At 72.3% G+C, this 22,786-nt stretch carries 27 protein-coding genes and 1 pseudogene; 14 read left to right on the top strand and 14 right to left on the bottom strand.

The features are described 5' to 3' along the window. Nucleotides 1-62: 62 nt before the first annotated feature. The 3 genes from IE237_RS09560 to IE237_RS09550 are packed head-to-tail and all read left to right on the top strand — an operon-like array spanning nucleotide 63 to nucleotide 2,395. Entirely contained in the window at nucleotides 63-1,010 is a 948-nt protein-coding gene (locus IE237_RS09560; RefSeq protein WP_189801362.1) for a nitrilase-related carbon-nitrogen hydrolase, read from the top strand. A 60-nt stretch (nucleotides 1,011-1,070) separates the two neighbouring features. Beyond that, nucleotides 1,071-1,868 carry a thymidylate synthase gene (locus tag IE237_RS09555; RefSeq protein ID WP_189801361.1) on the top strand — a complete coding sequence of 266 codons (798 nt, stop codon included), beginning with the start codon at nucleotides 1,071-1,073 and terminating at the stop codon, nucleotides 1,866-1,868. Further along, nucleotides 1,865-2,395, top strand: a complete 531-nt coding sequence (locus IE237_RS09550; protein WP_189801360.1) for a dihydrofolate reductase — start codon at nucleotides 1,865-1,867, stop codon at nucleotides 2,393-2,395. Before IE237_RS09555 ends, IE237_RS09550 begins: the two co-directional genes overlap by 4 nt. A 34-nt stretch (nucleotides 2,396-2,429) precedes the next feature. On the opposite strand, the gene IE237_RS09545 is transcribed toward IE237_RS09550, so the two are convergent. The 6 genes from IE237_RS09545 to IE237_RS09520 form a co-directional block, all read right to left on the bottom strand. Further along, a complete protein-coding gene (locus tag IE237_RS09545) occupies nucleotides 2,430-3,434 on the bottom strand; it encodes a MerR family transcriptional regulator (RefSeq protein ID WP_189801359.1) in 1,005 nt (334 codons plus the stop codon). A 6-nt stretch (nucleotides 3,435-3,440) separates the two neighbouring features. Then, nucleotides 3,441-4,109 carry a HEAT repeat domain-containing protein gene (locus IE237_RS09540; protein WP_189801358.1) on the bottom strand — a complete coding sequence of 223 codons (669 nt, stop codon included), beginning with the start codon at nucleotides 4,107-4,109 and terminating at the stop codon, nucleotides 3,441-3,443. 90 nt (nucleotides 4,110-4,199) lie between these two features. Next, nucleotides 4,200-4,727, bottom strand: coding sequence for an NUDIX hydrolase family protein (locus IE237_RS09535; RefSeq protein WP_189801639.1), 528 nt, complete (start codon nucleotides 4,725-4,727; stop codon nucleotides 4,200-4,202). 136 nt (nucleotides 4,728-4,863) lie between these two features. Then, entirely contained in the window at nucleotides 4,864-5,247 is a 384-nt protein-coding gene (locus tag IE237_RS09530) for a VOC family protein (protein WP_189801357.1), read from the bottom strand. Between the two features lie 82 nt (nucleotides 5,248-5,329). Then, nucleotides 5,330-6,280 (bottom strand): peptidoglycan-binding domain-containing protein, encoded by a 951-nt coding sequence (locus IE237_RS09525; RefSeq protein WP_189801356.1) that lies wholly within the window; start codon nucleotides 6,278-6,280, stop codon nucleotides 5,330-5,332. Nucleotides 6,281-6,554: 274 nt separating this feature from the next. Further along, entirely contained in the window at nucleotides 6,555-7,304 is a 750-nt protein-coding gene (locus IE237_RS09520; RefSeq protein ID WP_370468158.1) for a GntR family transcriptional regulator, read from the bottom strand. Between the two features lie 296 nt (nucleotides 7,305-7,600). Between IE237_RS09520 and IE237_RS09515 the strand changes: the two genes are divergently transcribed. From IE237_RS09515 to IE237_RS09495, 5 genes are read left to right on the top strand one after another with little or no spacing between them, the layout of a single operon-like run. After that, the gene (locus IE237_RS09515; RefSeq protein WP_189801637.1) at nucleotides 7,601-8,719 is read left to right on the top strand and encodes an ABC transporter substrate-binding protein; all 1,119 of its coding nucleotides are present in this window, start codon (nucleotides 7,601-7,603) and stop codon (nucleotides 8,717-8,719) included. After that, the gene (locus IE237_RS09510; RefSeq protein ID WP_189801355.1) at nucleotides 8,719-9,612 is read left to right on the top strand and encodes an ABC transporter permease; all 894 of its coding nucleotides are present in this window, start codon (nucleotides 8,719-8,721) and stop codon (nucleotides 9,610-9,612) included. The genes IE237_RS09515 and IE237_RS09510 overlap by 1 nt, the downstream gene beginning before the upstream one ends. Continuing rightward, complete coding sequence (locus IE237_RS09505) at nucleotides 9,600-10,523, top strand: ABC transporter permease (RefSeq protein ID WP_189801354.1); 924 nt, start codon at nucleotides 9,600-9,602, stop codon at nucleotides 10,521-10,523. The genes IE237_RS09510 and IE237_RS09505 overlap by 13 nt, the downstream gene beginning before the upstream one ends. Nucleotides 10,524-10,526: 3 nt before the next feature. Next, on the top strand, nucleotides 10,527-11,612 hold the full coding sequence (locus tag IE237_RS09500; RefSeq protein ID WP_189801353.1) for an ABC transporter ATP-binding protein: 1,086 nt from the start codon (nucleotides 10,527-10,529) through the stop codon (nucleotides 11,610-11,612). Next, complete coding sequence (locus IE237_RS09495) at nucleotides 11,609-12,310, top strand: HAD family hydrolase (protein ID WP_370468157.1); 702 nt, start codon at nucleotides 11,609-11,611, stop codon at nucleotides 12,308-12,310. The genes IE237_RS09500 and IE237_RS09495 overlap by 4 nt, the downstream gene beginning before the upstream one ends. 91 nt (nucleotides 12,311-12,401) lie before the next feature. Here the strand turns inward: IE237_RS09495 and IE237_RS09490 are convergent, their stop codons facing one another. Beyond that, a complete protein-coding gene (locus tag IE237_RS09490; protein WP_189801352.1) occupies nucleotides 12,402-12,881 on the bottom strand; it encodes a carboxymuconolactone decarboxylase family protein in 480 nt (159 codons plus the stop codon). 72 nt (nucleotides 12,882-12,953) lie between these two features. Between IE237_RS09490 and IE237_RS09485 the strand changes: the two are divergent. Continuing rightward, nucleotides 12,954-13,478: pseudogene (locus tag IE237_RS09485) on the top strand (sigma factor-like helix-turn-helix DNA-binding protein); the annotation flags it as partial. 97 nt (nucleotides 13,479-13,575) lie between these two features. Continuing rightward, nucleotides 13,576-14,382, top strand: a complete 807-nt coding sequence (locus IE237_RS09480) for an alpha/beta fold hydrolase (protein ID WP_189801351.1) — start codon at nucleotides 13,576-13,578, stop codon at nucleotides 14,380-14,382. 25 nt (nucleotides 14,383-14,407) lie between these two features. Here IE237_RS09480 and IE237_RS09475 read toward each other — a convergent pair whose 3' ends face one another. Continuing rightward, nucleotides 14,408-14,944 carry a hypothetical protein gene (locus tag IE237_RS09475; RefSeq protein WP_189801350.1) on the bottom strand — a complete coding sequence of 179 codons (537 nt, stop codon included), beginning with the start codon at nucleotides 14,942-14,944 and terminating at the stop codon, nucleotides 14,408-14,410. A 204-nt stretch (nucleotides 14,945-15,148) separates the two neighbouring features. Here IE237_RS09475 and IE237_RS09470 point away from each other — a divergent pair, with 204 nt between their 5' ends. Continuing rightward, a complete protein-coding gene (locus IE237_RS09470) occupies nucleotides 15,149-15,970 on the top strand; it encodes an SDR family oxidoreductase (protein ID WP_189801349.1) in 822 nt (273 codons plus the stop codon). 25 nt (nucleotides 15,971-15,995) lie between these two features. Here IE237_RS09470 and IE237_RS09465 read toward each other — a convergent pair whose 3' ends face one another. Then, nucleotides 15,996-16,544: a GNAT family N-acetyltransferase gene (locus IE237_RS09465; protein WP_189801348.1), complete on the bottom strand. Its 549-nt coding sequence runs from the start codon at nucleotides 16,542-16,544 to the stop codon at nucleotides 15,996-15,998. Nucleotides 16,545-16,649: 105 nt separating this feature from the next. Next, nucleotides 16,650-17,063, bottom strand: a complete 414-nt coding sequence (locus IE237_RS09460; protein ID WP_189801347.1) for a cupin domain-containing protein — start codon at nucleotides 17,061-17,063, stop codon at nucleotides 16,650-16,652. A 236-nt stretch (nucleotides 17,064-17,299) separates the two neighbouring features. Between IE237_RS09460 and IE237_RS09455 the strand changes: the two genes are divergently transcribed. Together IE237_RS09455 and IE237_RS09450 are read left to right on the top strand one after the other, a co-directional pair. Then, nucleotides 17,300-17,548: a hypothetical protein gene (locus IE237_RS09455; RefSeq protein ID WP_189801346.1), complete on the top strand. Its 249-nt coding sequence runs from the start codon at nucleotides 17,300-17,302 to the stop codon at nucleotides 17,546-17,548. 18 nt (nucleotides 17,549-17,566) lie between these two features. Then, entirely contained in the window at nucleotides 17,567-18,037 is a 471-nt protein-coding gene (locus tag IE237_RS09450) for a hypothetical protein (protein ID WP_229842480.1), read from the top strand. A gap of 31 nt (nucleotides 18,038-18,068) precedes the next feature. Here IE237_RS09450 and IE237_RS09445 read toward each other — a convergent pair whose 3' ends face one another. After that, nucleotides 18,069-18,971, bottom strand: coding sequence for an NAD-dependent protein deacetylase (locus IE237_RS09445; RefSeq protein ID WP_189801345.1), 903 nt, complete (start codon nucleotides 18,969-18,971; stop codon nucleotides 18,069-18,071). Between the two features lie 177 nt (nucleotides 18,972-19,148). After that, the gene (locus tag IE237_RS09440) at nucleotides 19,149-20,189 is read right to left on the bottom strand and encodes a vWA domain-containing protein (RefSeq protein WP_189801344.1); all 1,041 of its coding nucleotides are present in this window, start codon (nucleotides 20,187-20,189) and stop codon (nucleotides 19,149-19,151) included. A 237-nt stretch (nucleotides 20,190-20,426) separates the two neighbouring features. Here IE237_RS09440 and IE237_RS09435 point away from each other — a divergent pair, with 237 nt between their 5' ends. Next, nucleotides 20,427-20,771 carry a hypothetical protein gene (locus IE237_RS09435; RefSeq protein WP_189801343.1) on the top strand — a complete coding sequence of 115 codons (345 nt, stop codon included), beginning with the start codon at nucleotides 20,427-20,429 and terminating at the stop codon, nucleotides 20,769-20,771. Nucleotides 20,772-20,798: 27 nt separating this feature from the next. On the opposite strand, the gene IE237_RS09430 is transcribed toward IE237_RS09435, so the two are convergent. Together IE237_RS09430 and IE237_RS09425 are read right to left on the bottom strand one after the other, a co-directional pair. Next, a complete protein-coding gene (locus tag IE237_RS09430) occupies nucleotides 20,799-21,653 on the bottom strand; it encodes an ABC transporter permease (RefSeq protein WP_189801342.1) in 855 nt (284 codons plus the stop codon). Next, the gene (locus IE237_RS09425) at nucleotides 21,650-22,771 is read right to left on the bottom strand and encodes an ATP-binding cassette domain-containing protein (RefSeq protein WP_189801341.1); all 1,122 of its coding nucleotides are present in this window, start codon (nucleotides 22,769-22,771) and stop codon (nucleotides 21,650-21,652) included. The genes IE237_RS09430 and IE237_RS09425 overlap by 4 nt, the downstream gene beginning before the upstream one ends. Nucleotides 22,772-22,786 lie beyond the last annotated feature (15 nt).

Below are 22,786 nucleotides of genomic sequence, written 5' to 3'. Positions count from 1 at the left end.
CCGGAGCGCCTGGCGATGAGCGCGTGCTTGCCGTTGGGCGGTGGTGTTCCTAGCGTCGGGGCATGACTCCGACCTCCGCCGAAGCCCGCCGCACCGTGACCGTCGCCGTCGTCCAGGCCGCCGCCCCGCTCTTCGACACCCCGGCCGCCGTGGCCCGGGCCGAGGAGCTCGTCCGCGAGGCCGCCGCCCGGGGCGCCGGGATCGTCGTGCTCCCCGAGGCGTTCATCGGCGGCTACCCCAAGGGCCTGGACTTCGGCATCACGGTCGGCAGCCGCACCCCCGACGGCCGTGACCTCTTCCGCCGCTACCACGCCGCCGCCGTCGAGATCCCCGGCCCGGAGACCGAGACGCTCGGCGCCGTCACCCGGGAACTCGGCTGCCACGCCGTGATCGGCGCGGTCGAACGCCACGGCGGCACCCTCTACTGCGTCGCGCTCTTCTTCGGCCCCGACGGCTACCTGGGCCTCCACCGCAAGCTCATGCCCACCGCCGCCGAGCGCTACCTCTGGGGCCAGGGAGACGGCTCCACCCTGCCCGTCGTCGACACCGGTACCGGGCGCGTCGGCGCGGCCATCTGCTGGGAGAACTACATGCCGCTCCTGCGCACCGCGATGTACGCGAAGGGCGTGGACCTGTGGTGCGCGCCGACCGTCGACGACCGCGACGCCTGGCAGGCCACCATGCGGCACATCGCCCTGGAGGGCCGCTGCTTCGTCCTCAGCGCCTGCCAGTACCTGCGCCGCGACGCCCTCCCGGACGACCTCCACCCCGTCCAGGGCGACGCTCCCGACACCGTGCTGATCGGCGGCGGCTCCGTCATCGTCTCCCCGCTGGGCGAGGTCCTCGCCGGGCCGCTGCGCGACGGCGAGGGCATCCTGACCGCCGAGCTCGACCTCGACGACCTGGCCCGCGCCCGCTTCGACCTCGACACGGTCGGCCACTACGCCCGCCCCGACGTCTTCACCCTCCACGTCGACGAGACGCCCCGCACCACCGTGACCAGCGGATAGGGCGTGTCCGGAAGGACCGCCGGCCCGGACCCCGCGTGGCCGGCGGTAGACTCGGCGACCGTGGCGGATACCCAGTACGAAGACTTGTTGAAGATGGTGCTCACCTCGGGAACGGCCAAGGCCGACCGGACGGGCACAGGCACCCGGAGTGTCTTCGGGCACCAGCTCCGCTACGACCTCGCGCAGGGCTTCCCGCTGGTCACCACCAAGAAGGTGCACCTCAAGTCCATCGTGTACGAGCTGCTGTGGTTCCTCCGCGGCGACTCGAACGTCGGCTGGCTGCAGGAGAACGGCGTCAGCATCTGGGACGAGTGGGCCGACGACAAGGGCGAGCTCGGCCCCGTCTACGGCGTGCAGTGGCGCTCCTGGCCCACGCCCGACGGCCGGCACATCGACCAGATCAGCCAGCTCCTCGACACCCTGCGCCGCGACCCGGACTCCCGCCGGATGATCGTCTCCGCCTGGAACGTCGCCGAACTGGACCGGATGGCGCTCGCCCCGTGCCACGCCTTCTTCCAGTTCTACGTCGCCGACGGCAGGCTCTCCTGCCAGCTCTACCAGCGCAGCGCGGACCTGTTCCTCGGCGTCCCGTTCAACATCGCCAGCTACGCCCTGCTCACCCACATGGTGGCGCAGCAGACCGGCCTGGAGCCGGGAGACTTCATCTGGACCGGCGGCGACTGCCACATCTACGACAACCACACGGAGCAGGTGACCGAGCAGCTCACGCGCGCCCCGTTCGAGTTCCCCGAGCTGAAGCTGCACCGGGCCGACTCGCTGTTCGACTACGCCTACTCCGACGTGGAGATCGTGGGCTACCAGCACCACCCGGCGATCAAGGCTCCGGTCGCCGTATGAGCAGCCCCACGGACAGCCGCACCAACGTCGGGCTCATCTGGGCGCAGACCCTCGACGGTGTCATCGGTGCCGACAACGCGATCCCGTGGCGCCTGCCCGAGGACATGGCGCACTTCAAGGCGACCACCCTCGGCCACCCCGTGATCATGGGGCGCAAGACCTGGGACTCGCTGCCCGAGCGGTTCCGCCCCCTGGCCGGCCGCCGCAACATCGTGGTGACACGGGACGCGCGGTGGACGGCCGAGGGCGCGGAGCGCGCGGGCTCCATCGACGCGGCGCTGGACCTGGCGGCCGGGTCGCCGGGGCCGGGCGGCGCGGCCGTCGCCTGGGTGATGGGCGGGGGCGAGATCTACCGCGCCACGCTGCCCCACGCCACGACGCTCTCGGTGACGGAGGTCGACACCGCGCTGGCCGGCGACACGTACGCCCCGGCCATCGGCGCCGACTGGGAGATCGCGGAGGACAGCGGCTGGCGGGACTCCACGACCGGCCTGCGCTACCGCATCCGCCGCTACACCCGCCCGTAACCGCCCCGGCGGGGCTCCCCGCCGGCCGCCTTCATCAGCGCGCTTCGCGCATCCCGAGGATGTACGAGGCGGTCAGGGCGACGGCGCGGTCCTCGTCGTGGGACAGCTCCGTCAGCGCGCGTGACGCCGTGCCTCCCGGGATGTCCGCGAGAGCCTGCGTGAGGCGTCGGCGAGCGGACGGCGTCGTGGTGCCGTCGGCGAGGCGGCCCACGAGCAGGCCGGTGATCCGGTCCGCGAGCGCGGGACGGCTCGCCAGTGCCCCCAGCGCGTCGGCCGCGTCGACGTCGTTCGCCTCCTCGACGATCATGTCGATGAGTGTCGGGACCGCGCCCGTCACGCCGCGTGCCCCGAGCTCCAGGGCGGCGACCCTGCGGACCCCGAGGTCGGGGGCCGCGAGCGCCTCCCGCAGGACGGCGGTCGCCGCGTCGCCCGGGATCTCGACGACGGACCGGACGGCACGTCCGCGCACCTCGGCCGCCGGTGAACCGAGGCCACGCGCGAGGAGTGGCAGCCCGTCGTCGCCCGATCGCGCCAGCGCCCAGCGGAGGGCTCCGGCGACACTCGGGTCCGTCTCTCTCAGGACCGCCTCGACGAGCGCTTCCACCGGCACCGGTGCCTCCTCGGCCGAGGACAGCGCCGCGCGCTGGCGGGTCTCGGGGCTCGCCGACCCCAGGGCCTGGAGGAGGGCGACGATCTGGAGGACGTCCCGCCAGCCGGCGGGTTCCGCGTGGCCGATCCGGCGCAGCCGTGTGAGCAGCTCCGTCTCGGCCGCGATGCGCTCGCGCGTCTGGCGGATGAGATCGTCGACGAGCTCCGAGGGCGTGAAGCCGGGATCGTCGAGCGCCCGTCCGACCTCGCGCAGCGAGAGGCCCAGGGACCGCAGGCTCTCGATGTGGAAGATGCGCCGGATGTCCTCGTCGGAGTACTCCCGGTAGCCGGCGCCGGTACGGCCCGTGGGCCGCACCAGGCCGAGCGCCTCGTAGTGCCTGAGCATGCGGGCGCTGACCCCGGAGTGCCGCGCCACGTCACCGATCAACACGGAAGGTCACTCCTCCTGGCCGGTCGTGCCGAGGGCCACGATCCGCTTCGCCTCCTCGACGGCGAAGTCGAATCCGGCGTCCGGGTCGCGCGACAGCTTCTCCGTGGCGATCGCGTGCTGACGTACGGACGGACGGGGGTCCGCCATCGCCGTGCGCAGGGCCGGCGCCATCGCCTCGCCGAGGGCGATCAGCGCCCGGCTGAGGCTCAGCCGCGTCTCGCGCCCACCCCGCCCGAGCTGGGTGGCGAGGACGTCCGCCAGACCGGGCTCCTCGCCCTCGGGGACGAGTACGACCGCCGCCCGCCAGGCGCTGCGCGCCACCTCGTCGTCGGCGTCGGTCATGAGCTCCCGGGTGATCGCCGTCCAGGCCCGCCGGTCCCCGATCTTCGACAGGGTGTGCAGGGCCTGGCTCCGTGCCTGGGCCCGCTCCGAGCGGAGTTCGCCGAGGAGCGGGGGGAGCGTCAGTGCCGACGGGTGACGGGTGAGGGCCCAGGTGAGCATCTCGCGGACCTGGAAGTCGGGCTCGACCGCGCATCGTCCGACGAGGTCGTCGACGCACCGCGGGTCCGGTGCCGTGCCCACCGCCAGTGCGGCCCGCAGCCGCACCGACGAGTTGTCGCTCTCGAGCCCCCGCAGAGCTCGCGTCACCTGTGTGTCCTCGTTCGCCATGGTCATCGGGACCACCTCCTGGGCCACAGTGAAGACCTTGTCACCGTGTCAAGGTCAAACGGGGCCACGCGGGCGGCCCTGCGGGGGAACGGGAGTTCAGAAGGCGTGTCCGACGTGGGCGAGGGCCTGCTTGAGGAGATGACCCTGACCGCCGGGCATCTCGTTCTGCACGGCGGGGGAGGCGGCGTCCTGCGGGCTGAACCAGACCAGGTCGAGTGCGTCCTGCCGGGGGCGGCAGTCGCCGGTGACCGGGACGATGTAGGCGAGGGACACGGCGTGCTGGCGCGGGTCGTGGAAGGGCGTGATGCCGGCCGTGGGGAAGTACTCGGCGACGGTGAAGGGTTGCAAGGAGGCCGGGACGCGAGGCAGGGCCACGGGCCCGAGGTCCTTCTCCAGGTGGCGCAGCAGCGCGTCCCGGACCCGCTCGTGGTGCATGACGCGGCCGGACACCAGGGTGCGGCTGATGTTTCCCTCGGAGCCGATCCGCAGGAGCAGTCCGATGCTGGTGACTTCGCCGCTGTCGTCCACGCGCACGGGGACGGCCTCGACGTACAGGATCGGCATCCGGGACCTGGCCGTGTCCAGTTCGTCCGTGGTCAGCCAGCCGGGCGTGGTCTCAGTCATGTCAGACATCGCTTGATCATACTTTCCGCGCTGCGCTTCGGCCCAGGCCGCGTGTCTGCCACCCGGGTGGCACTTACGTGCGGTCGTCGCGGGACCGTCCCGCTCCCCGGGGCCGGGGCGGCGGCGAGGGGGAAGGTCAGAGGGGCTGGATCCGGGTCCGCAGGAGGCAGAACTCGTTGCCTTCCGGGTCGGCCAGGACGTGCCAGCTCACGCCGGCGCCCTGTCCGATGTCCGCGGGCTTCGCGCCGAGGGCGAGCAGCCGCTCCAGCTCGGCGTCCTGGTCGCGGTCGGTGGGGTTGACGTCGATGTGCAGGGGGAGTTTCCCGGCCCGCGGGTCGCTGGAGGGGCTGAGGAGGAGCGTCGGCTGCGGCCCGCCGAACTCGGCGCCGGGCGGGCCGATCTGGATGCCGCCGTCGTCCTCCCGGCCGATCTCGACGTACCCGAGGACCTCGCTCCAGAAGGCGGCGAGCCGCTCCGGGTCGGCGCAGTCGAGGATCAGTTCCGTGATGCGGCATGCCATGCCCAACAGTGTACGGGGGGAGTCATGATGACACTACGTCATGCACCGCTGCCGCGCGGACCCGGAACGGCCGGCGCCGGGGTCAGTCGCGCCAGTCGCCGTCCCCCGTCCAGGAGTTCCGGTCGTGACGGTCGCGACGATCGGGGCGGTGGGTCTCGGCGTACAGGGCGGCGCGGGTCAACGGGCCATAGACACCCGGCTCCTCCGGGATGTCGCGGGCCCTCTGGAAGCGGCTCAGGGCCACCTCCAGGGAACTGCCGAAGGTCCCGTCGGCCGAGCCGAGGTACAGGTACAGCTGTTGGAGACGGAGCTGGAGGTCCAGTACCTCGGGTCCGGAACTGCCGAGCGAGAGCAGCCCGGAGTCCGAGGGTCCGGGCCGCCGGGAGCTCTGGGTCGGCACCGGATCCGGCGTGCGTGTGGCCGGGGGAGTGGGGGTGGACGTGGGCGGGGGCGTGGGGGTCCGGGTCGGCGTGCCGGGGCCGGAGGGCGGAGCGGAGGACGGGGCGGAGCTCGTGGGGGCGGCGGTCGGTGGGGTCGTGGTCCGCGCGGTCGTCGTGGGGGCGGCGGCACTCCGGCGGGTGGCCGACGGCTCGTCGTCCGGGGTGAGGTCGGGGGCCGGGAGGTCGGGCATGGTGAGGGACAGGCTGTTCGCGGCCCCGGGCTCCGGCTCGGAGGTCAGGCCGACGGTGAGTCCGATGCCGGCGGCGAGGGCACCCGTGATCAGCAGCGGGAGGGACATGCCGCCGGCCCGGATCTCCCGCTCGGGCGCCTTCTCGGCCCGCCGCGACCGCGATGCCTTCCGTATGAGCTTGGGCTTTCCGGCTCCGTGGCGCCGGCGGGGCGCGGCCCCTCCGGGGGCCGGCGACGGGCTCGGTGCGGCGTCGAACATCTCCACGTCCTGCGTGCGCGCCCCCGGCCCGCCGCTGCCGGGTCCGGCGACCTTCCCGAAGATGAGGTCGTCCCGCGTGGGGCGTGACGGCGGTTCGGCGGCGCCGGACGTGACTGCTGTGGTCAGGGCAGTCCTGTTGCGCATCAGATGCTCCAGATGTGGTGAAGCCGTGGAGGATGCGGCGAAGCCGCGGAGAGTGAGGCGGAAGCCGAGGAGAATTTGACTGGCATTCAATGCAAGCGTCAACTGTGGTCGATGTGCAGGAAAACGGCGCATTCTAGACGTTGATTCTTAAACAACCCTTAATAAGTGACGCACCTCACGTCTGTGAGGTGCGTGGGGGTCGATGCGTGGTCAAACCAACCTCCCCGAAGGAGAGTTGACCTCCGGGCTCATGGAAGCCGCGGCGGGCGGAGCGTCACATCAGGAGGGAGCCGGGGTCCCGCACGAGAGGCGCCGTGCCCACCGAGTTGCTCACGTTGAAGGTGACGCTTCCCGCGCGGTACCGGTCCTCGGTCCATTCGATGGGGCGGCCGTCCTGGTTGCTCGTCAGGTGACGCTGACGGAGGAGCGGGCTGCCCCGGCGGACGCGGAGCAGGCGGGCGTCGTCGCTCCCGGCGGGGACGGCGTCGATGAGGTGCTCGCCGTAGTGGGCGACGATCCCCGCGTCCTCGGCCATGCTGTCCATGATCGACGCACAGTCGACGGGCAGGGACTCGACGGTCGGCGCCACCCACTCCGCGTACGCCGTGCGTTCCACCATCACCGGTTCGTCGTCCAGGCAGCGCAGGCGCAGCACGTCGAGGACCCTGGCGCCCTCCGGGAGGGCCAGGCGGCGCGCCTCCTCGGACGTGGCCCGGCGGCGCTCGCGGTGGAGGAAGCGGCTGGCCGATCGGTAGCCCATGGTCCGCGCCCACTGGGCGAAGCTGTGGAGCTCGGCGAAGCTGTGCCGGCGTTCCCTGCGGAGCACGATGCGACGGGCGCCCTGGCGCGAGCCGATGATGCCCTCCGAGGTGAGCAGGGCGACCGCCTGGCGGACTGTGCCGCGTGACGCGGACCAGTGGTCGGCGAGGTCGCTCTCGGACGGCAGTCGGGCGCCGACGGGGTACTCGCCGCTGAGGATCGAGCGGCGGAGTTCCTCCGCGATCGCCACGTAGAGCGCCGTCACAATGCCCCCATCTCGCACTTGGCTGTGCACGCCCGGTCACGGGCGGTGCTGTCCCGGCACTCACCCTAACCCGATGATCCGACGCCCGGCGGCCCTGTCGATTCACCTCAAGGCCGCGGCATTCACCTGTGGTTCACCACAACCGGCTCTTCCGGGAGCCGTGCGAAACCAGCCATGTCCCGTTCATCTTCCGGACAGGAGGCGCGGGCGAACTAGGGGCGGCTTGTTCAGACAAGTTCCTTCACTCGCTTCTGGGAGAACCCGTGCGTAGAACCCCCGTCCGCGGCGCCGCAGTCCTGCTCGGCGCCGTCGTCCTGACCACCGTCACCGCCTGTGGTGCCGCTCCCGAGGGCGCGGCCGGCGCCACGGGCGAGGGTGCGAAGTCGGCCACCGCGGCATCGGCCAAGGACTTCGGAGGCATGGACGCCCTCGTCAAGGCGGCCAAGCAGGAAGGCGCGCTCCACGTCATCGCGCTGCCGCCGGACTGGGCCAACTACGGCGAGCTGATCAAGACGTTCGAGACGAAGTACGGGATCAAGGTCGAGAGCGAGAACCCGGACGCCGCCAGCGCCGACGAGATCGCCGCCGTCAAGTCCCGCAAGGGCCAGAAGCGCGCGCCCGACGTCCTCGACCTGGGCATCGCCTTCGCCCGCAGCGGCGCCGAGGAGGGCCTGTTCGCCCCGTACAAGGTCGAGGCCTGGGACAAGATCCCCGCGGCCCAGAAGGACGAGGCCGGCCGCTGGTACAACGACTACGGCGGCTACGTCTCCATCGGCTGCGACGCCAAGCGGATCCCGAACTGCCCGAAGACCTTCGCGGACCTCCTCAAGCCCGAGTACAAGGGCAAGGTCGCCCTCAACGGCAACCCGACCAAGTCCGGCTCCGCCTTCGGCGGCGTGTACGCGGCCGCCCTCGCCAACAAGGGCTCCTTCGCGGACATCCAGCCCGGCATCGACTTCTTCGGCACCCTGAAGAAGAACGGCAACTTCATCCCCGTCGAGTCCACCCCCGCCACGGTCGAGAAGGGCGAGACGCCCATCAGCATCGACTGGGACTACCTCAACGCCGGCTACGCCGACCAGTTCAAGGGCAAGGGCGTCGACTGGCAGGTCGCCGTTCCCACGGACGGCGTGTACGCGCAGTTCTACTCCCAGGCCGTCAACAAGGACGCCCCGCACCCCGCCGCGGCGCGCCTCTGGATGGAGTTCCTCTACAGCGCCGAGGGCCAGAACCTCTGGCTCAAGGGATACGCCCGCCCCGTCCTGCTGCCGGCCATGACCGCCGACGGCAGCGCCGACAAGACCCTCCTGGCCAAGCTCCCCCAGGTCGAGGGCACCCCCGCCTTCCCGGCCTCCGCCGAGCTCGACAAGGCCAAGGCCACCCTCGCCGAGAAGTGGGACAAGGCCCTCTCCTGATGTCCTCAGCCACCCCCACCGAGGGAACCGCCGGCGGCACCAGCCGCCGCCGGCGCGGCCCGCACACCTGGCTCGCCGCCCTCCCCCTGATCGCCTTCACCGGCCTCTCCTTCGGACTGCCCCTCGGCGCCCTCCTGTTCGGCGCCGTGACCCGCACCGACCCGGCCACCGGCGCCACCGCCCTGACCGGCGAGCACCTCGGCCGCTCGCTCCAGGGCCCCTACCTCGGATCGCTCCTCGGCAGCCTGCAACTCTCCGCGCTCACCGCCCTGATCGGCTCGGTCCTCGGTGTCCTCATCGCCCAGGCCGTCGTCACCTCCCGGTCCCGGGCCCTGCGCAGCGCCGTCCTCACCGCCTCCGGAGTCCTCGCCAACTTCGGCGGCGTCCCCCTCGCGTTCGCGTTCATCGCGACCGTCGGCATCTCCGGCGTGGTCACCCAGCTCGCCGACCTGACCAGCCTCGGCTGGAACCTGTACTCCTTCGGCGGCCTGACCGTCGTCTACCTGTACTTCCTCATCCCCCTCATGGTCCTGGTGATCCTGCCCGCCCTCGACGGCCTGCGCCCCCAGTGGCGGGAGGCCGCGCAGAACGCCGGCGCCGGCGGCTGGCAGTACTGGCGCCACGTCGGCATCCCGGTCCTCGCGCCCTCGCTGCTCGGCGGGTTCGTGCTGCTCTTCGGCAGCGCCTTCGCCGCCCACGCGACCGCGGCGGCCCTCGTCGGCGGCTCCGTACCCCTCGTCACCCTGAAGATCGCGGACGCCCTCTCCGGCAACGTCCTCGTCGGCCAGGAGAACGTCGCCCTCGCCCTCGGCCTCGACATGATCCTGATCGCGGGCCTGGTCATGGCGGTCCACCTCCCCCTCCAGCGCAGGAGCGCCCGATGGCTGCGATGACCCCCACCGCCCCGGACGTCACCCCGGAGCCCGGGGCGCGGGCGGCGGCCCGGCCCGCCGCCCCCGTACGGACCCGGCGCCGCCCCCGCCTGTGGCGCGGACTCGTCCTCGGCCTCGGCGGCGCCTACTTCCTCGTCCCGCTGATCGCCTCGTTCGTGTTCACCGTGCACACCCCCGGCCAGGGCGTCTCCTTCGAGGCGTACACCGCGCTGCTCTCCGCCGACGGGTTCACCGAGAGCCTGCTGCTGTCCCTCGGCCTCGCCGCCGCCACCATCGCGCTCGCCCTGCTGCTCGCGGTGCCCGCCCTGGTGGCGGTCCGGCTCGGCGCGCCGCGCCTGCGGCCGGTGGTCGAGGTGATGTGCATGCTGCCGCTGGTGGTTCCGCCGATCGCGCTCGTCACCGGCATCAGCACCGTACTGCGCTGGGGCCCGGACCACCTGTCCCGGACCCCGCTCTACCAGACCTTCCTCGCGGTCCAGAACGAGGACTTCCCCTTCGTCCTGGTCCTCGCGTACACCGTCATGGCCCTGCCGTTCGTGTACCGCTCCCTCGACGCGGGCCTGCGCGCCGTCGACGTCCCGACCCTCGTCGAAGCCGCCCGCGACTGCGGCGCGTCCTGGGCCCACGTCATGCTCCGGGTGATCCTGCCCAACCTGCGCTCCTCGCTCGCCGGCGCCGCGTTCCTCACCCTGGCCCTCGTCCTCGGCGAGTTCACCCTCGCCTCGATCCTCGGATTCCGGCCCTTCGCCGTCTGGATCGTCTCCATCTCCGGCGCCCAGGCCCGCATGTCGGTGGCCGTCTCCCTCCTGAGCCTCCTCATCACCTGGCTGCTGCTCCTCGTCCTGTCCCGCGCCGGAACGGCACAGGCCGGCACACCCGGAGCCCCCCGCACCTCCCGCAAGGAGTCCTGACCCATGACCTCAGCCACAGCGGAACGGACGGAGTCCACCGCCGCCACCGGGGCCCGCGTCGAATTCCGCGGCCTGCGCCGCGCGTTCGGCACCACCGTCGCACTCGACGGCCTCGACCTCACCGTCGAGCCGGGCGAACTCCTCGCGCTCCTCGGCCCGTCGGGCTGCGGCAAGACCACCGCACTGAGGGTCCTCGCCGGCTTCGAGCGCCCCGACGCCGGAGAGGTACGGGTGGACGGGACGGACATCACCCACGTGCCGGCCAACCGCCGCGACGCCGGCATGGTCTTCCAGTCGTACAGCCTCTTCCCCAACCTCACCGCCCGCGACAACGTCGCCTTCGGCCTCCGCGTGCGCAAGGTCGGAGCGGCCGAACGCCGCGCCCGCGCCTCCGAACTCCTCGGCCTGGTCGGCCTGCCCGAGCACGGCGACCGCTACCCGCACCAGATGTCCGGCGGCCAGCAGCAGCGCGTGGCCCTGGCCCGGGCCCTCGCCCTGCGCCCCCGCGTCCTCCTCCTCGACGAACCCCTGTCCGCGCTCGACGCCAAGGTCCGGCTCAGCCTGCGCGAGGAGATCCGGCGGCTCCAGCTCTCCCTCGGCATCACCACCGTGTTCGTCACCCACGACCAGGAGGAGGCGCTGTCCATGGCGGACCGCGTCGCCGTCCTCAACGCCGGGAAGCTGGAGCAGTGCGCCTCCCCGGCCGAGCTGTACCGCAGGCCGGCCACCGCCTTCGTCGCCGAGTTCGTCGGCACCATGAACCGCCTGCCGGGCAGCCTCACGGACTCCGGACTCGTGGAGGTGGCGGGCAGCCGCCTCCCCGTCGACGGGGACGCCCCCGGCACCCGCGAGGTCGAGGTGCTCGTCCGCCCCGAGAACGTCACCGTGACCGCCGACCCCGACGGCGAGGCCGTCATCGCCTCCACCTCCTTCTTCGGCTCCGTCACCCGCGTCCACCTCGACCACCGCGGTACGACGGTCAAGGCGGACCTCCCGTCACGCGACGCGGGCGACCTGACTCCGGGCACCCGAGCCACCGTCGGCCTCGCCCCGCACCCCGTCCTCGTCGTCCCGAGGGCGGAGCGGTGAGCGGACTCGCCGCCGTCCTCTTCGACATGGACGGCACCCTCGTCGACACCGAGGTCCTCTGGTGGCAGGCCACGGAGGAGGTCGCCGCCCGGCTGGGCCACCGGCTCACGGACACCGACGCGCCCGAGGTCGTCGGACGCGCCGTCGAGGACACCGCCGCACACCTGGTCCGCGCCACCGGCGCGCCCGACCCGGACGGCATCGCGACGGCGCTGACCACCGCCTTCCAGAAGCGCGTCGACGAGGGCGCGCCGATGCGCCCGGGAGCGGACCGGCTCCTGGCCGAGCTGGAGCGGGCGGGCCTGCCGTTCGCGCTGGTCAGCGCGTCACCGCGCTCGGTGGTCGACTCGGTGGTCGGCGGCGCGCTCGCCCACGTCCCCTTCGCCCTCACGCTCTCCGCCGACGACACCGTACGCACCAAGCCGCACCCCGACCCGTACCGCACGGCCGCCGAACGGCTCGGCGTCCCCGCCGCGGCGTGCGTGGCCGTCGAGGACTCGCCGGACGGTGCCGCCTCGGCCGACGCCGCCGGCTGCGCCGTCCTGGTCGTCCCGTCGCTCCTGCCGGTGCCTCCGGGCCCGGAACGGATCTTCGCGGACAGCCTGGAGGACGTGACCCTGGACGGCCTGCGCCGCCACGTCCGTGCCAGAACGGCGGCCAGGACCGCGGGTCCGCCGGAGGGCGGGACCGGCGGCTGATCCGGAGCCGTACCGGCACGGCACCCGACACCGGCCCGTCGCGGGACCGCTCTCCCGGGACGGGCCGGAGCTTCTGCCGCCGGACGGCCGGTCAGCCGGACATGCGGGCGAACATCCCCGGCTCGTACGACCCGCCCGGGTTGTGCACGATCACGTTCATCCGGGTGGCCGCGTTGATCAGGGAGACCGTGCAGACCAGGGCACCGATCTCGTCGTCGTCGTAGTGCTTGCGCACCTCGGCCCAGGTCTCGTCGGACACGCCGTGGTCCCCGAGACGGGTGCCTTCCTCGGCGAGCGCCAGCGCGGCCCGCTCCGCGTCGGTGAACACGGTGCTGTGCCGCCAGGTCGCGACCAGGCTGAGCCGGACGGCGCTCTCACCCGCGGCCGCGGCCTCCTTGGCGTGCGCGTCCACGCAGAATCCGCAGCCGTTGATCTGGCCGACCCGCAGCTGGACCAGCTCCCGCAGGGACGTCGGGAGCGTCGACTCCTCCAGGGCCAGGGAGGCGGTGGAGAAGCGCTTGAGGACCTTCGCGGCGGTCGGGCTGTCGAACAGGTGGAAACGGGCTTCCATGGTGTCGTCCTCACTCGTGGTGTCGGTTGCTGCCCCCCATGGGGCGAACACAAGACGCCGGCCTCCCGAACCCCGACCGAGCGGGCCGTGTTCGTCCTGCGCGAGGTGTTCGACCTGGCCTACGACGAGATCGCCGAAGCCGTCGAGAAGACCCCGGCGGCGGTCCGACAGATCGCACACCGGGCCCGGGCCCATGTCGCCGCGCGACGGCCGCGCGGGGTCGCTTCCGCCGCGGAGACCCGGCGCACCGTCGAGGCGTTCCGCCGCGCGGTCGAGACGGGCGACCTGCAACGCCTGCTCGACGTCCTCGCGCCGGACGTCGTCCTGCTCACCGACGGCGGCGGAGTCGTACGGGCCGCACTGGCGCCCGTCGTCGGGGCCGGCGAGGTCGCACGCGTCGTGGGCAGGATCGGCGGCGCGGCGGCACTCCGGCCGGCCCAGGTCAACGGCGACCCGGCGCTGCTCGTCCTGCTGGCCGGCGCGGTCGACACCGTGCTCGCGATGCGCGTCGACGACGGGCTCATCACCGGTCTCTACGCCGTACGCAACCCCGAGAAGCTGGCGCACCTGGACCGGCGGACGACCCTGAGCCGCTGAGCCGCCCCCGGGGCGGGCCGGCCCAGGAGATCGCCCCGAGTGTCCCCCCACCCCTCTCCTTCCTATGCTGGAGGAAGGAGAGGTGAGGAGGGCCGCGATGGCCACCGTCGCCGTGCACACCGCCGTCCTGGGGGAGGGGCGCCCCACGCTTCCGTACGCGGAGGCGGGCGAGCCGGGGGGCACGCCGCTGGTCCTGGTGCACGGCTACCTGGACTCCTGGTGGTCGTTCGAGCCGATGCTGCGCCGCATGCCGCCCGGCCTGCACGCGTACGCCCCCACGCAGCGCGGCCACGGCGACGCCGACAAGCCGCCCGACGGCTACCTGCCGGAGGACTTCGCCGACGACCTGGTCGCGTTCATGGACACCGTCGGCATGGAACGAGCGGTCCTGGTCGGCGGATCGAGCGGCGGGGTGGCGGCCCGCATCGTCGCGGGCCGCCGGCCGGACCGGGTGGCGGGCCTCGTCCTGCTCGGCGTCCCGGCCACACTCGCCGACAAACCCAAGGCAGCCGAAATCTGGGACACCGTACGGCAGTTGAAGGTACCGGATCCGCAACTCGCCGCGGCTTTCAGCGAAGGCCTGACGGTGAACCCCATGGGGCGCGGTTTCCTGCAGACCGTCGTGGACGAGAACCTGAAGGCCCCGGCACACGTCTGGCGCGAAACCCTGCGCGGTCTGCTGGAGACCGACCTCCGCGCCACCCTGTCGGGAATCCTCGTCCCGACCCTCGTCGTCTGGGGCGACCGGGACCCCATCCTGCCCCGCGAGGACCAGCAGACGATCCTCGACGCGATCCCCGACTCCCGCCTGCTCGTCTACGAGGGCGTGGGCCATGTCGCGTACTGGGAGGCCCCGGACCGTGTACTCCGCGACCTGACGGCCTTCATGGCGGAGCGCACGTGAGGACCGCGGCCGCCGTAACCGAAGGTCAGTAGGCTTCCGCGCTGGAGAGGGCGTCGGTGATCAGGCGGGTGGCGAAGTCGTGGTCGTCCGTGATGCGGTTGATGACCTCCGCCAGGAGGAAGGCGGTGGCTTCCAGGGCGTTCATCTCCTCCCTGGTCCAGTCCCCGTACTGCCGGCGCCACAGGCTCGGGCTGAGTCCCGTGCCCGCCGCGACGACGAGACCGGCCATGGTGGGAACGGCCTCCGGCCGGATGCTCCGGGGCATCCCGCGCATCGTGGTCACGAGGTTGGGCACGATGTAGGCGATCACGTCCCTGTCGTGACCCTCGCAGGCCGTCCGCAGCCACTTCATGTACATGAAGATGATCGTGCACACGCCGTCGAGGAGGTCCTGGGCTCCCGTGGGCCCCAAGGACGCCGTGAACTGTTCGTCCAGCTTGCGCTGTTCGGGATCGACCTCCGTCCGGCCGTCGTAGATGGCCTTGAGCCGGGAGTCGACCAGCATGAGCGCCGCGCTCACGTCACCGGCGGGGGCGTACTGGGGGTCGCAGGGCGATGACACGGGCTCCTCCTCGGACGACCGCGGCGGGCGGCACGACATGTGCGTACGCTAGACCGCCGGCCGGCCGGGGGTGCGGCGAATCCCGACGGAGGCCCCTCAGGGGTGACAACACCCGGGCGTGCCCGCACTATCGGCGTCGCGGGGGTATGTGCCCTGAGCTGTTTCGCCTCCCGGGACGCGCCCGCGGGCCTAGCGTGGGACGGCATGACGGTCCTGATTGTCGGCGGCAGCGGATATCTCGGTACCGAGCTCGCCCGCCAGGGGAGTTCGGCGGGCCGGGACACGGCCGCCACCTTTCACTCACGTCCCGGCGAGGTCGCCGGTGTGCCGTGGCATCGCCTGGATCTGCGTGACCCCGCCGGTCTGCACGAGGTCCTGGACGCGGTGGATCCCCGCGCGGTGATCAACGCGAGCAGCGGCGACGCCGACTGGGCGGTCACCGCCGAGGGCGGCATGCGCCTGGCCCGGGCCACGGCGGACCGCGGCATCCGGCTGGTCCACGTCTCCACCGACGCCGTGTTCTCGGGTCGCCGTGACGCGTACGACGAGACGTGCCTGCCGGACCCGGTCACCCCGTACGGGGCGGCGAAGGCCGCGGCCGAGACCGCCGTACGGCTGCTGTGCACGGACGCGATCGTCGCGCGGACGTCCCTGATCCTCGGTGACGGCCGGTCCGGGCACGAGCGCCAGGTGCGCGACCTGGTGGCGGGCACGCGACGCGGGGTCCTGTTCACCGACGACGTCCGCTGCCCCGTCCATGTGTGCGATCTGGCCGCCGCGCTCTGGGAGCTCACCCGGTCGGACACGACCGGTGTCCTGCACCTGGCCGGTACGGAGGCCGTCACCCGCCATGAGCTGGGCACGCTCATCGCGCGGCGGGACGGCCTCGACGCGTCCCGGCTGGCGAGCGGCCGGCGGGCCGACACCGACCTGCCGGGCGGCCTCCGCATCGTCCTCGACGGCGGCGCGAGCAGGCGCCGGCTGACCACCCGCCTGCGCGGGGTCACGGAGTTCCTGACCCCGTGAGGCGCGGGACTGCGGGCGGCGCGGCTCAGACCGCGGGGAGGGAGGGGTCCGGCGTCCAGGGAGTGGGGGCGGTGACGGCCCAGCGTTCGTGGTCCCGCCAGTCCCCGTCGATGTAGAGGTAGGCGGGCGAGACGCCTTCGTAGCGGAAGCCCAGCCGCTGGACCAGGGCCAGGGACGCCTTGTTCCCCGGCTGGATGCAGGCTTCCAGCCGGTGGAGCCTGAGATCGGTGAAGGCGTGCTCCAGCGTGAGGGCGATCCCTTCGGTCATGTACCCGTGCCCCGCGGACGGGGCGAAGGCGGCGTAGCCGAGCGACGCGCCCTGGTAGCGGCCCCGGATGACCGAGTTGATGTTGACCATGCCGGCCGCGGCGCCGGTCTCCAGGACGCGGATCAGGAAGCCCAGGTTGCTGCCGTCGTCGAAACGGTGCATCCAGGCCTGGAACTCCTCGGCGGTGGAGGGAAGTTGCATCCACGGCTGGTGCAGCTCGGCGCTGGCCCGGACGAGCGTGCAGAACTCGTCCTGGTCGGAGTGGGTGAGCGGGCGCAGTTCGACACGTGTCGTCATCTCGGGCATGGGCCCACGTTAGGGCCTGCGCCCGGGCCCGGGCTTGCCCGGGTGGCGGACGCGCCTGGGTGGCGGACGCGCACCGCCCACCCCGCTCCTGGGGCGGCGTCGCTGTCACGCGGTGTCGTGGTCCGTCAGCTGGTACAGCTCGGGGACCGGGACCTTGATCGGTTCCTGGGTCGTGCGGGCGATCACGACGACCGCGGGCTCGTGGGGGTCCGGGTTCTCCTCGCGGTGCGGGACGAACGGCGGAACGAGGAAGAAGTCCCCGGGTTCCGCGGCGAGGCGGACCTCGCCGGTCCCGTCGTGGAAGACGAAGACGGGGCGTCCGCTGACGACGTAGACACCGGCCTCCGAATCGCCGTGATGGTGGTTGTCCGTCGAGCTGAGCGGCGGGTTCTCCACCCGTCCCATCCAGAGCCTCCTCGAACCGACCGTGCCGCCGCTGAGAGCGGCGAAGCCGTCCAGCTCCCCCGAGCGGACGTGGTGGACGCGGTTGTTGACCGGTGCGCTGTCGTGGGTCGTCATCGTGCGGTTCCTCCCGGTTCTCGATCACTGCCGGTACGAGGACAGGCTGCGACCACACCATCGACGACGGCAACCGAAGTTGCCGCTACGGCAAAGCCGGAGGTGCGGGTCCGTCCGTCGCGGACCCACGGACCGGGTGCGGAACTGCCGGACGACTGCCGCTGCCGAGTGCCGACCCCGGAGCTCCGCCGTACCTACGCTCCTGACGTCCGATCACCGTGAGACAGGAGTACGTCATGGAGAGTCCGACGCGTAGGGCGGCCGCGGCCGGGGCCGCCGCGTTGCTGGCCGCCGGCCTGGTGGCCGTCGTCGCCGGCGCGGAGAGCGAGTCCACGCCGACCAGGTCCGACCGGATCACGACGGTGGCCCAGCTCAAGGAGAGCATCGGGGTCGCCGCCGAACGGGAGGGGCAGGACGCGGCCGCCGAGATCGGCGGCAACACCGGCGGCCAGGCGACGCGGCACACTTCCCGCGCTGCCTGCTGAGGCGGAGAGGTGACTGCCGTGGGCGGAAACGAGCCGGTGCGGACCTGGTGTCCCAGCGGTGAGGCGCACATGCCGGAGTCCGTCGTCCTGGGCGTACGGTCCGGGCAGGACGGGGGCGTGGTCTACCTCGCCGACCCGGTGCCGGCGTCGGAGGTGCTCGGCGATGTCCCCGAGGGCATCGAGCCGCGCCGCATCCTGCGCTTCGCCTCGCACTGCGCGAGCGACTGCGTGAACCGCAGGGGCTCCGACTGCACGCTGGTCGAGCGCGTCCTGGCGCGGCCGGTCGCGCGCGAGGACGGTTCCGTCCCGCGGTGTCACCTGCGGACCCGGTGCCAGTGGTGGAACCAGACCGGCGTCGCCGCGTGCCTGCGCTGCCCCGCGGTCTCGACCCTCCACCGTGCCGACGACACGCTGGCCGAGCTGGTGGCCGATCCGGCGACGACGAAGGAACAGCTCGACGAGTGGATCGCGGCGAGCAGCGGTCGATGACGCCTCCCCGCCACGCTCCGGGAACACGGCCTCAGTCGGATCGTTCCTGATCGTCGGCGGGGATGCCGAGCCGCGCGGTGAGGGCGGTGAGCGCCGCCCCGAGGGGGAGGGCGACACGGGTCAGGGCGTTCCGGTCGCCGCGGGTCGGGTCCCGGTTGATGATCAGCACCGGGGTTCCGGCCTGGGCTGCCTGGCGGACGAACCGGAGGCCCGACATCACCGTGAGCGAGGAGCCCAGGACCAGCAGTGAGACCGCCTCGCCGACCAGCGCGCGGCAGTGCTCGACCCGTGGGGGCGGGACGGCCTCGCCGAAGAACACCACGTCGGGCTTGAGGATGCCGCCGCAGTGCGCACAGGGCATCACCCGGAAGTCGCCGACCTGTTCGTCGGTCAGGTCGGCGTCACCGTCCGGGTTGATCCCGGCGGCCACCGGCTCGAAGCCCGGGTTGGCCTCCTCGAGCCGCCGGGCGAGTTCGCGGCGGGGACTGTAGGTGCCGCAGGAGAGGCAGACGACCCGGTCGAGGCTCCCGTGGAGTTCCACGACCCCGTCGCTGCCGGCCGCCTGGTGCAGGCCGTCCACGTTCTGGGTGATGACGCCCGAGAGCAGGCCGTGACGTGCGAAGGCGGCCACGGCCCGGTGCCCCGCGTTGGGGCGGGCGCGGCCGAAGGTGCGCCAGCCGAGGTGGCTGCGCGCCCAGTACCGGCGCCGGGCCCGGGCGCTGCCGGTGAAGTCCTGGTACGTCATGGGCGTGTGCCTGCTGAGGCTTCCGCCCTGGCCCCGGTAGTCGGGGATGCCCGATTCCGTGGAGATGCCCGCGCCGGTGAGCACCAGCACGCCACCCGCGCCCAGCGCATCGGCGACCGGTCCCAGGTCCGTCGTACCCGGTGGCAGGTCCTCGTCGGGGGTCCAGCTCAGAGTGGGGCGCATGCGCATGCCGCCAGGGTACGGAACGGATCCGAGGTGTGTGCATCAGGAAAGGTATCGACTCTTTACGAGGGCTGCGCGGAAAATGCGGGCCGGGCCTCCTGAGGAATACTTTCGTAAATGCCCGGGAGCGGGAAACGGCGCTTCACGACTTCGCCGATTCCCCGCTCCCGGGTCGTTCTCCCCTCAGCTCATCAGGAGAATGCGCGTCTGCGAGACGAGCTTGCGGTTGACGCTGGTGCTCTGCACGAAGATCGTGAAGTCGTCGTTGTGGTCGGGCTTGACGCGCGTCTCCACATCCGGAAGACCGAGCAGAGCCCGCGCCTGAGGCCCCGTGTACACGCGGTCGGTCTTCTTCTCCAGGACCGCGATCTGCTTCCGTGCCTGGATCTTCTCCGGCTTGCTCAGCTGGTAGAACGCGCAGCCCGTGCGATAGGCGTGCCCGGACTCGGTGACCCATTCCCGGATCGCCGCGTCACGGGCCACCGGGATCAGCTGGTACTTCGACGGATCCACCGGAGTGAGACCGGCCGCCTCGATCGTGTCCTTGTTGACGGCCTCCGCGCCCGTGGAGAACACCGCCCGCGAGCCGCGGATGCCCTTCGTGCGGCCCACCATGAACTTCTCGGTGGCCTCGCGGATGACCTGCCCGGCCTCCTCCAGACCCTGCGTGCTCGTGGCGTCCCAGACGGCGATGTTCTCCTTCGGGAAACCGCAGTTCATGGCCTCCCGCTTGCCCATCTGGTCCGGGACGAGGACGGCGAGGGTCCAGTTGTCCTCCTGCGCCCCGATCATCCCGGCCACGGCGCCCACCAGTTCACGCGCATTGCCGGAGGGAGCGTCGGGGCAGCGGTGACTCGCGTTCTCCTGGCCGTCGGTCAGGACGAACGTCAGGAAACTGTGGTCACCGTAGAGCTGAGCGGTCTGCGCCAGTTCCCGCTGTGATTTCAGCGTGGCCGCCAGCAGCGCGGTCATTCCTCCGACCCGGTACAGCTGCTTCAGCGACGGCATGCGGAGTACGTCCTTGTCGTAGATGACGCATTCCACCCTGTCCGCGAAGACGTACACCGTGACGCGGGTTTCCTGGTCCAGTTCCTTCGACCGGCGGGCGAGATAGGAGATCTGCTGGTCGGCGACCTCGACCACCTTGCGGCTCAGGTGAGACATGGACGAACTGGCGTCCAGTACAAGGGCGACGTGATTGATGTAGTTCTGGGATCCGGACAAGACAGTTTCCCCCTCTTCCGCTTGATGTTCCTACCTTCTCACCCACCACTGACAATCGACCTGGGCTCCCGAGCGCGGGGGAATGAGCCCGTCCCGCGAGGCGGCACTCATCGGGTCATCTGTCTTGTGACGAGATGGTGTAGGGGACATCCGGGTGGATGTGGACCGGCTCCGCAACTGCTCCCGGTGGCGGTGCCGTCGTCCTGTGCAGGTTGCACGACGACTGAGGAGGCCTTCATGAACGTGTTCGAGGCTGTTTCCACGACTCCGGCGGCCCTGGTGGACCTGGACCCGTACCGCTTCCCCAGGGTCTACGACGACGACCGCTACGAGGAGGAGCCGGCGGCGCCGGACATCACGGCCGGCCACGGTGACCCGCGCGCGGCGGTCACTCCCGTGAGCGACCTGGCCGTGCGCCTGGCACCGGCCGACCGCCGCCGGCTGGAGCTCCACGCCGCTCTCACCGCGGCGGGCATCGCACCCCAGCCGGGCGACCTCGATGCCGTCGAGGCGCTGTGCACGCTGGACGACACCACCCATCAGGTGCTCCGGCGCTGGCTCAACAGGTTCGACAGCCTCTGACGCGGTCGGCGCCCCGCCGCCGGCCGGTCATTCGGGGCGGTTGAAGCGGTGTGCCGCCCAGAGCAGGGCGAGCGTGCCGCTGGTCAGGAGGAGGGCCGCTTCGAGGAGCAGGGGCGGCGGGTGGCCGGCCCACTCGACTCCGGCGGCGGCCGCCTGCTCCGGGACCCGGAGCGCGATGACGCGGCGCAGGAGGTCGACCGCGTAGGCGAGGGGATTGGCCTCGGACAGCGTGCGGGCCCAGCCGGGCAGGGCCGTGAGGGGGAAGAAGCCGCCGGAGAGGAACAGCAGCGGCATCATCACCAGGCCCAGCAGGGTGTGGAACGTCTCCGCCCTGCGCAGGCTCACCGCCAGGGCGAGGGCCAGGGCGGTGATGGTGAAGGAGGCGAGGATCATTCCGGCGAGCAGCAGGACCAGGAGGAGCGGATCGTAGGGCAGGCCCGCCGCGCCCGCCAGGCCGAGCAGGACGGCGCCCTGGACCGCGGCGGTCAGGGTGCCTCCCGCACAGCTTCCCAGGAGCAGGGTGGAGCGGTGGACCGGGGCCATCAGGAGCTCCCGCAGGTAGCCGCTCTCCCGGTCGGTGATCAGCCGGATGCCGACCATGATGGCCGGTGTCTGCACCGTCATCATCAGCATGCCGGGGAAGAGATAGGCCTGGTAGCCGACGCCCAGGGAGGACCGGGGGATGAGCGCGGCCAGCCCCCCGCCGAGGATGAAGAGATAGAGCACGGGGTGCAGCAGCATCAGCGCGGTGTGGGTGCGCTGGCACGCCAGGCGCAGCAGATCGCGGTGGATCAGGGCGTGGACCGCGCGGAGTTCACGCCGCAGACGGCCGGTGGACTCGCCGTACGGCGTGTCCGGGGACTTCCAGGTGTACGTGGTCATCGGCTGCCGCCCGCCTGTGCCGCGGCCTTGCTCCCGGCCGGGGCCACGGGACCGGCGGGCGGCCGGGCCGGTGAGGCGCCGTCCAGGCTGCGGCCGGTGTGGTGGAAGAAGACGTCGTCGAGCGTGGGCGGCGTCGCGGAGGCGGCGTGCACCGCGATCCCGTGGGCCTCCAGGGCCGCGCAGAACCGCGGGATCCAGGCGCTGCCGCCGGGAACCCGCAGGCAGATGCCGCCCTCGTCGACGGTGACGGCCCGGTCGGGCGGCGCGATCCCGCGGACGACCTGCCGTGCCGCCGGGTCGTCGCCGGTGCGCAGGACGACCCGGTCGTCACCGATCGCGGCCTTCAGCGCGAGAGGCGCGCCCTGGGCCACGAGCCGGCCGCGGTCGATGATGGCGATGCGATCGCAGTTCTCCGCCTCGTCCAGGTAGTGGGTGGTGACGAAGAGGGTGCTGCCGTGCGTCTCGCGCAGGGCGCGCAGATGCTCCCAGACCTGGGCCCGGGCGTGGGGATCGAGTCCGGTGGTCGGTTCGTCCAGGAACAGGATGCCGGGGGCGTGCAGCAGTTGCCGGGCGATCTCCAGGCGGCGCCGCATGCCGCCGGACAGGGTGCGGACGGGGGAGCGGCGCCGGTCGGTCAGTCCGGCCGTCTCCAGTACCTCGGCGGCTCGGCGGCGGGCGTGACGGCGGGGCAGGCCGTAGAGGCGTGCGTGGATGTGGAGGTTCTGTTCGGCCGTCAGGTCCGGGTCCATGGCGCTGTGCTGGAACAGCATGCCGACCCGTTGCCGTACCTCGTGGGGCTGGGTGAGCACGTCGGCGCCGGCCACCGTGGCCCGCCCAGAGGTGGGACGGGCGAGCGCGCACAGCATCGCGATGGTGGTGGATTTCCCCGCGCCGTTGGGGCCGAGGAAGGCGAACGTCTCGCCTCGCTCCACGTCCAGGTCCAGGCCGCGCACGGCGTGGTTGGTCATGCCCTCCGGCCCCGGGTAGCTCTTGACCAGACCGCGCGTGCTGATGGCGTACGCGGGCTCGGGAACGGGGTGTGCGGCGTGCGGGCTCGGGTGTGCGGCCGTCCGGAGGGCCGCCGGGGCGAGATCGTCGTCGCCGGTGTGTCGTCGCATGGGGTCCGGTCCTCG

The sequence above is a fragment of the Streptomyces tanashiensis genome, assembly GCF_014648895.1.
GTDB lineage: Bacteria > Actinomycetota > Actinomycetes > Streptomycetales > Streptomycetaceae > Streptomyces > Streptomyces tanashiensis.
This window is presented reverse-complemented; position numbering and strand designations above follow the sequence as displayed.

Coding starts and splice junctions, on each gene's coding strand:
- IE237_RS09560 (WP_189801362.1), top strand. CDS start 63: ATGACTCCGACCTCCGCCGAAGCCCGCCGCACCGTGACCGTCGCCGTC.
- IE237_RS09550 (WP_189801360.1), top strand. CDS start 1,865: ATGAGCAGCCCCACGGACAGCCGCACCAACGTCGGGCTCATCTGGGCG.
- IE237_RS09540 (WP_189801358.1), bottom strand. CDS start 4,109: ATGACCATGGCGAACGAGGACACACAGGTGACGCGAGCTCTGCGGGGG.
- IE237_RS09535 (WP_189801639.1), bottom strand. CDS start 4,727: ATGACTGAGACCACGCCCGGCTGGCTGACCACGGACGAACTGGACACG.
- IE237_RS09530 (WP_189801357.1), bottom strand. CDS start 5,247: ATGGCATGCCGCATCACGGAACTGATCCTCGACTGCGCCGACCCGGAG.
- IE237_RS09525 (WP_189801356.1), bottom strand. CDS start 6,280: ATGCGCAACAGGACTGCCCTGACCACAGCAGTCACGTCCGGCGCCGCC.
- IE237_RS09510 (WP_189801355.1), top strand. CDS start 8,719: ATGTCCTCAGCCACCCCCACCGAGGGAACCGCCGGCGGCACCAGCCGC.
- IE237_RS09505 (WP_189801354.1), top strand. CDS start 9,600: ATGGCTGCGATGACCCCCACCGCCCCGGACGTCACCCCGGAGCCCGGG.
- IE237_RS09500 (WP_189801353.1), top strand. CDS start 10,527: ATGACCTCAGCCACAGCGGAACGGACGGAGTCCACCGCCGCCACCGGG.
- IE237_RS09490 (WP_189801352.1), bottom strand. CDS start 12,881: ATGGAAGCCCGTTTCCACCTGTTCGACAGCCCGACCGCCGCGAAGGTC.
- IE237_RS09480 (WP_189801351.1), top strand. CDS start 13,576: ATGGCCACCGTCGCCGTGCACACCGCCGTCCTGGGGGAGGGGCGCCCC.
- IE237_RS09470 (WP_189801349.1), top strand. CDS start 15,149: ATGACGGTCCTGATTGTCGGCGGCAGCGGATATCTCGGTACCGAGCTC.
- IE237_RS09465 (WP_189801348.1), bottom strand. CDS start 16,544: ATGCCCGAGATGACGACACGTGTCGAACTGCGCCCGCTCACCCACTCC.
- IE237_RS09460 (WP_189801347.1), bottom strand. CDS start 17,063: ATGACGACCCACGACAGCGCACCGGTCAACAACCGCGTCCACCACGTC.
- IE237_RS09455 (WP_189801346.1), top strand. CDS start 17,300: ATGGAGAGTCCGACGCGTAGGGCGGCCGCGGCCGGGGCCGCCGCGTTG.
- IE237_RS09445 (WP_189801345.1), bottom strand. CDS start 18,971: ATGCGCATGCGCCCCACTCTGAGCTGGACCCCCGACGAGGACCTGCCA.
- IE237_RS09435 (WP_189801343.1), top strand. CDS start 20,427: ATGAACGTGTTCGAGGCTGTTTCCACGACTCCGGCGGCCCTGGTGGAC.
- IE237_RS09430 (WP_189801342.1), bottom strand. CDS start 21,653: ATGACCACGTACACCTGGAAGTCCCCGGACACGCCGTACGGCGAGTCC.
- IE237_RS09425 (WP_189801341.1), bottom strand. CDS start 22,771: ATGCGACGACACACCGGCGACGACGATCTCGCCCCGGCGGCCCTCCGG.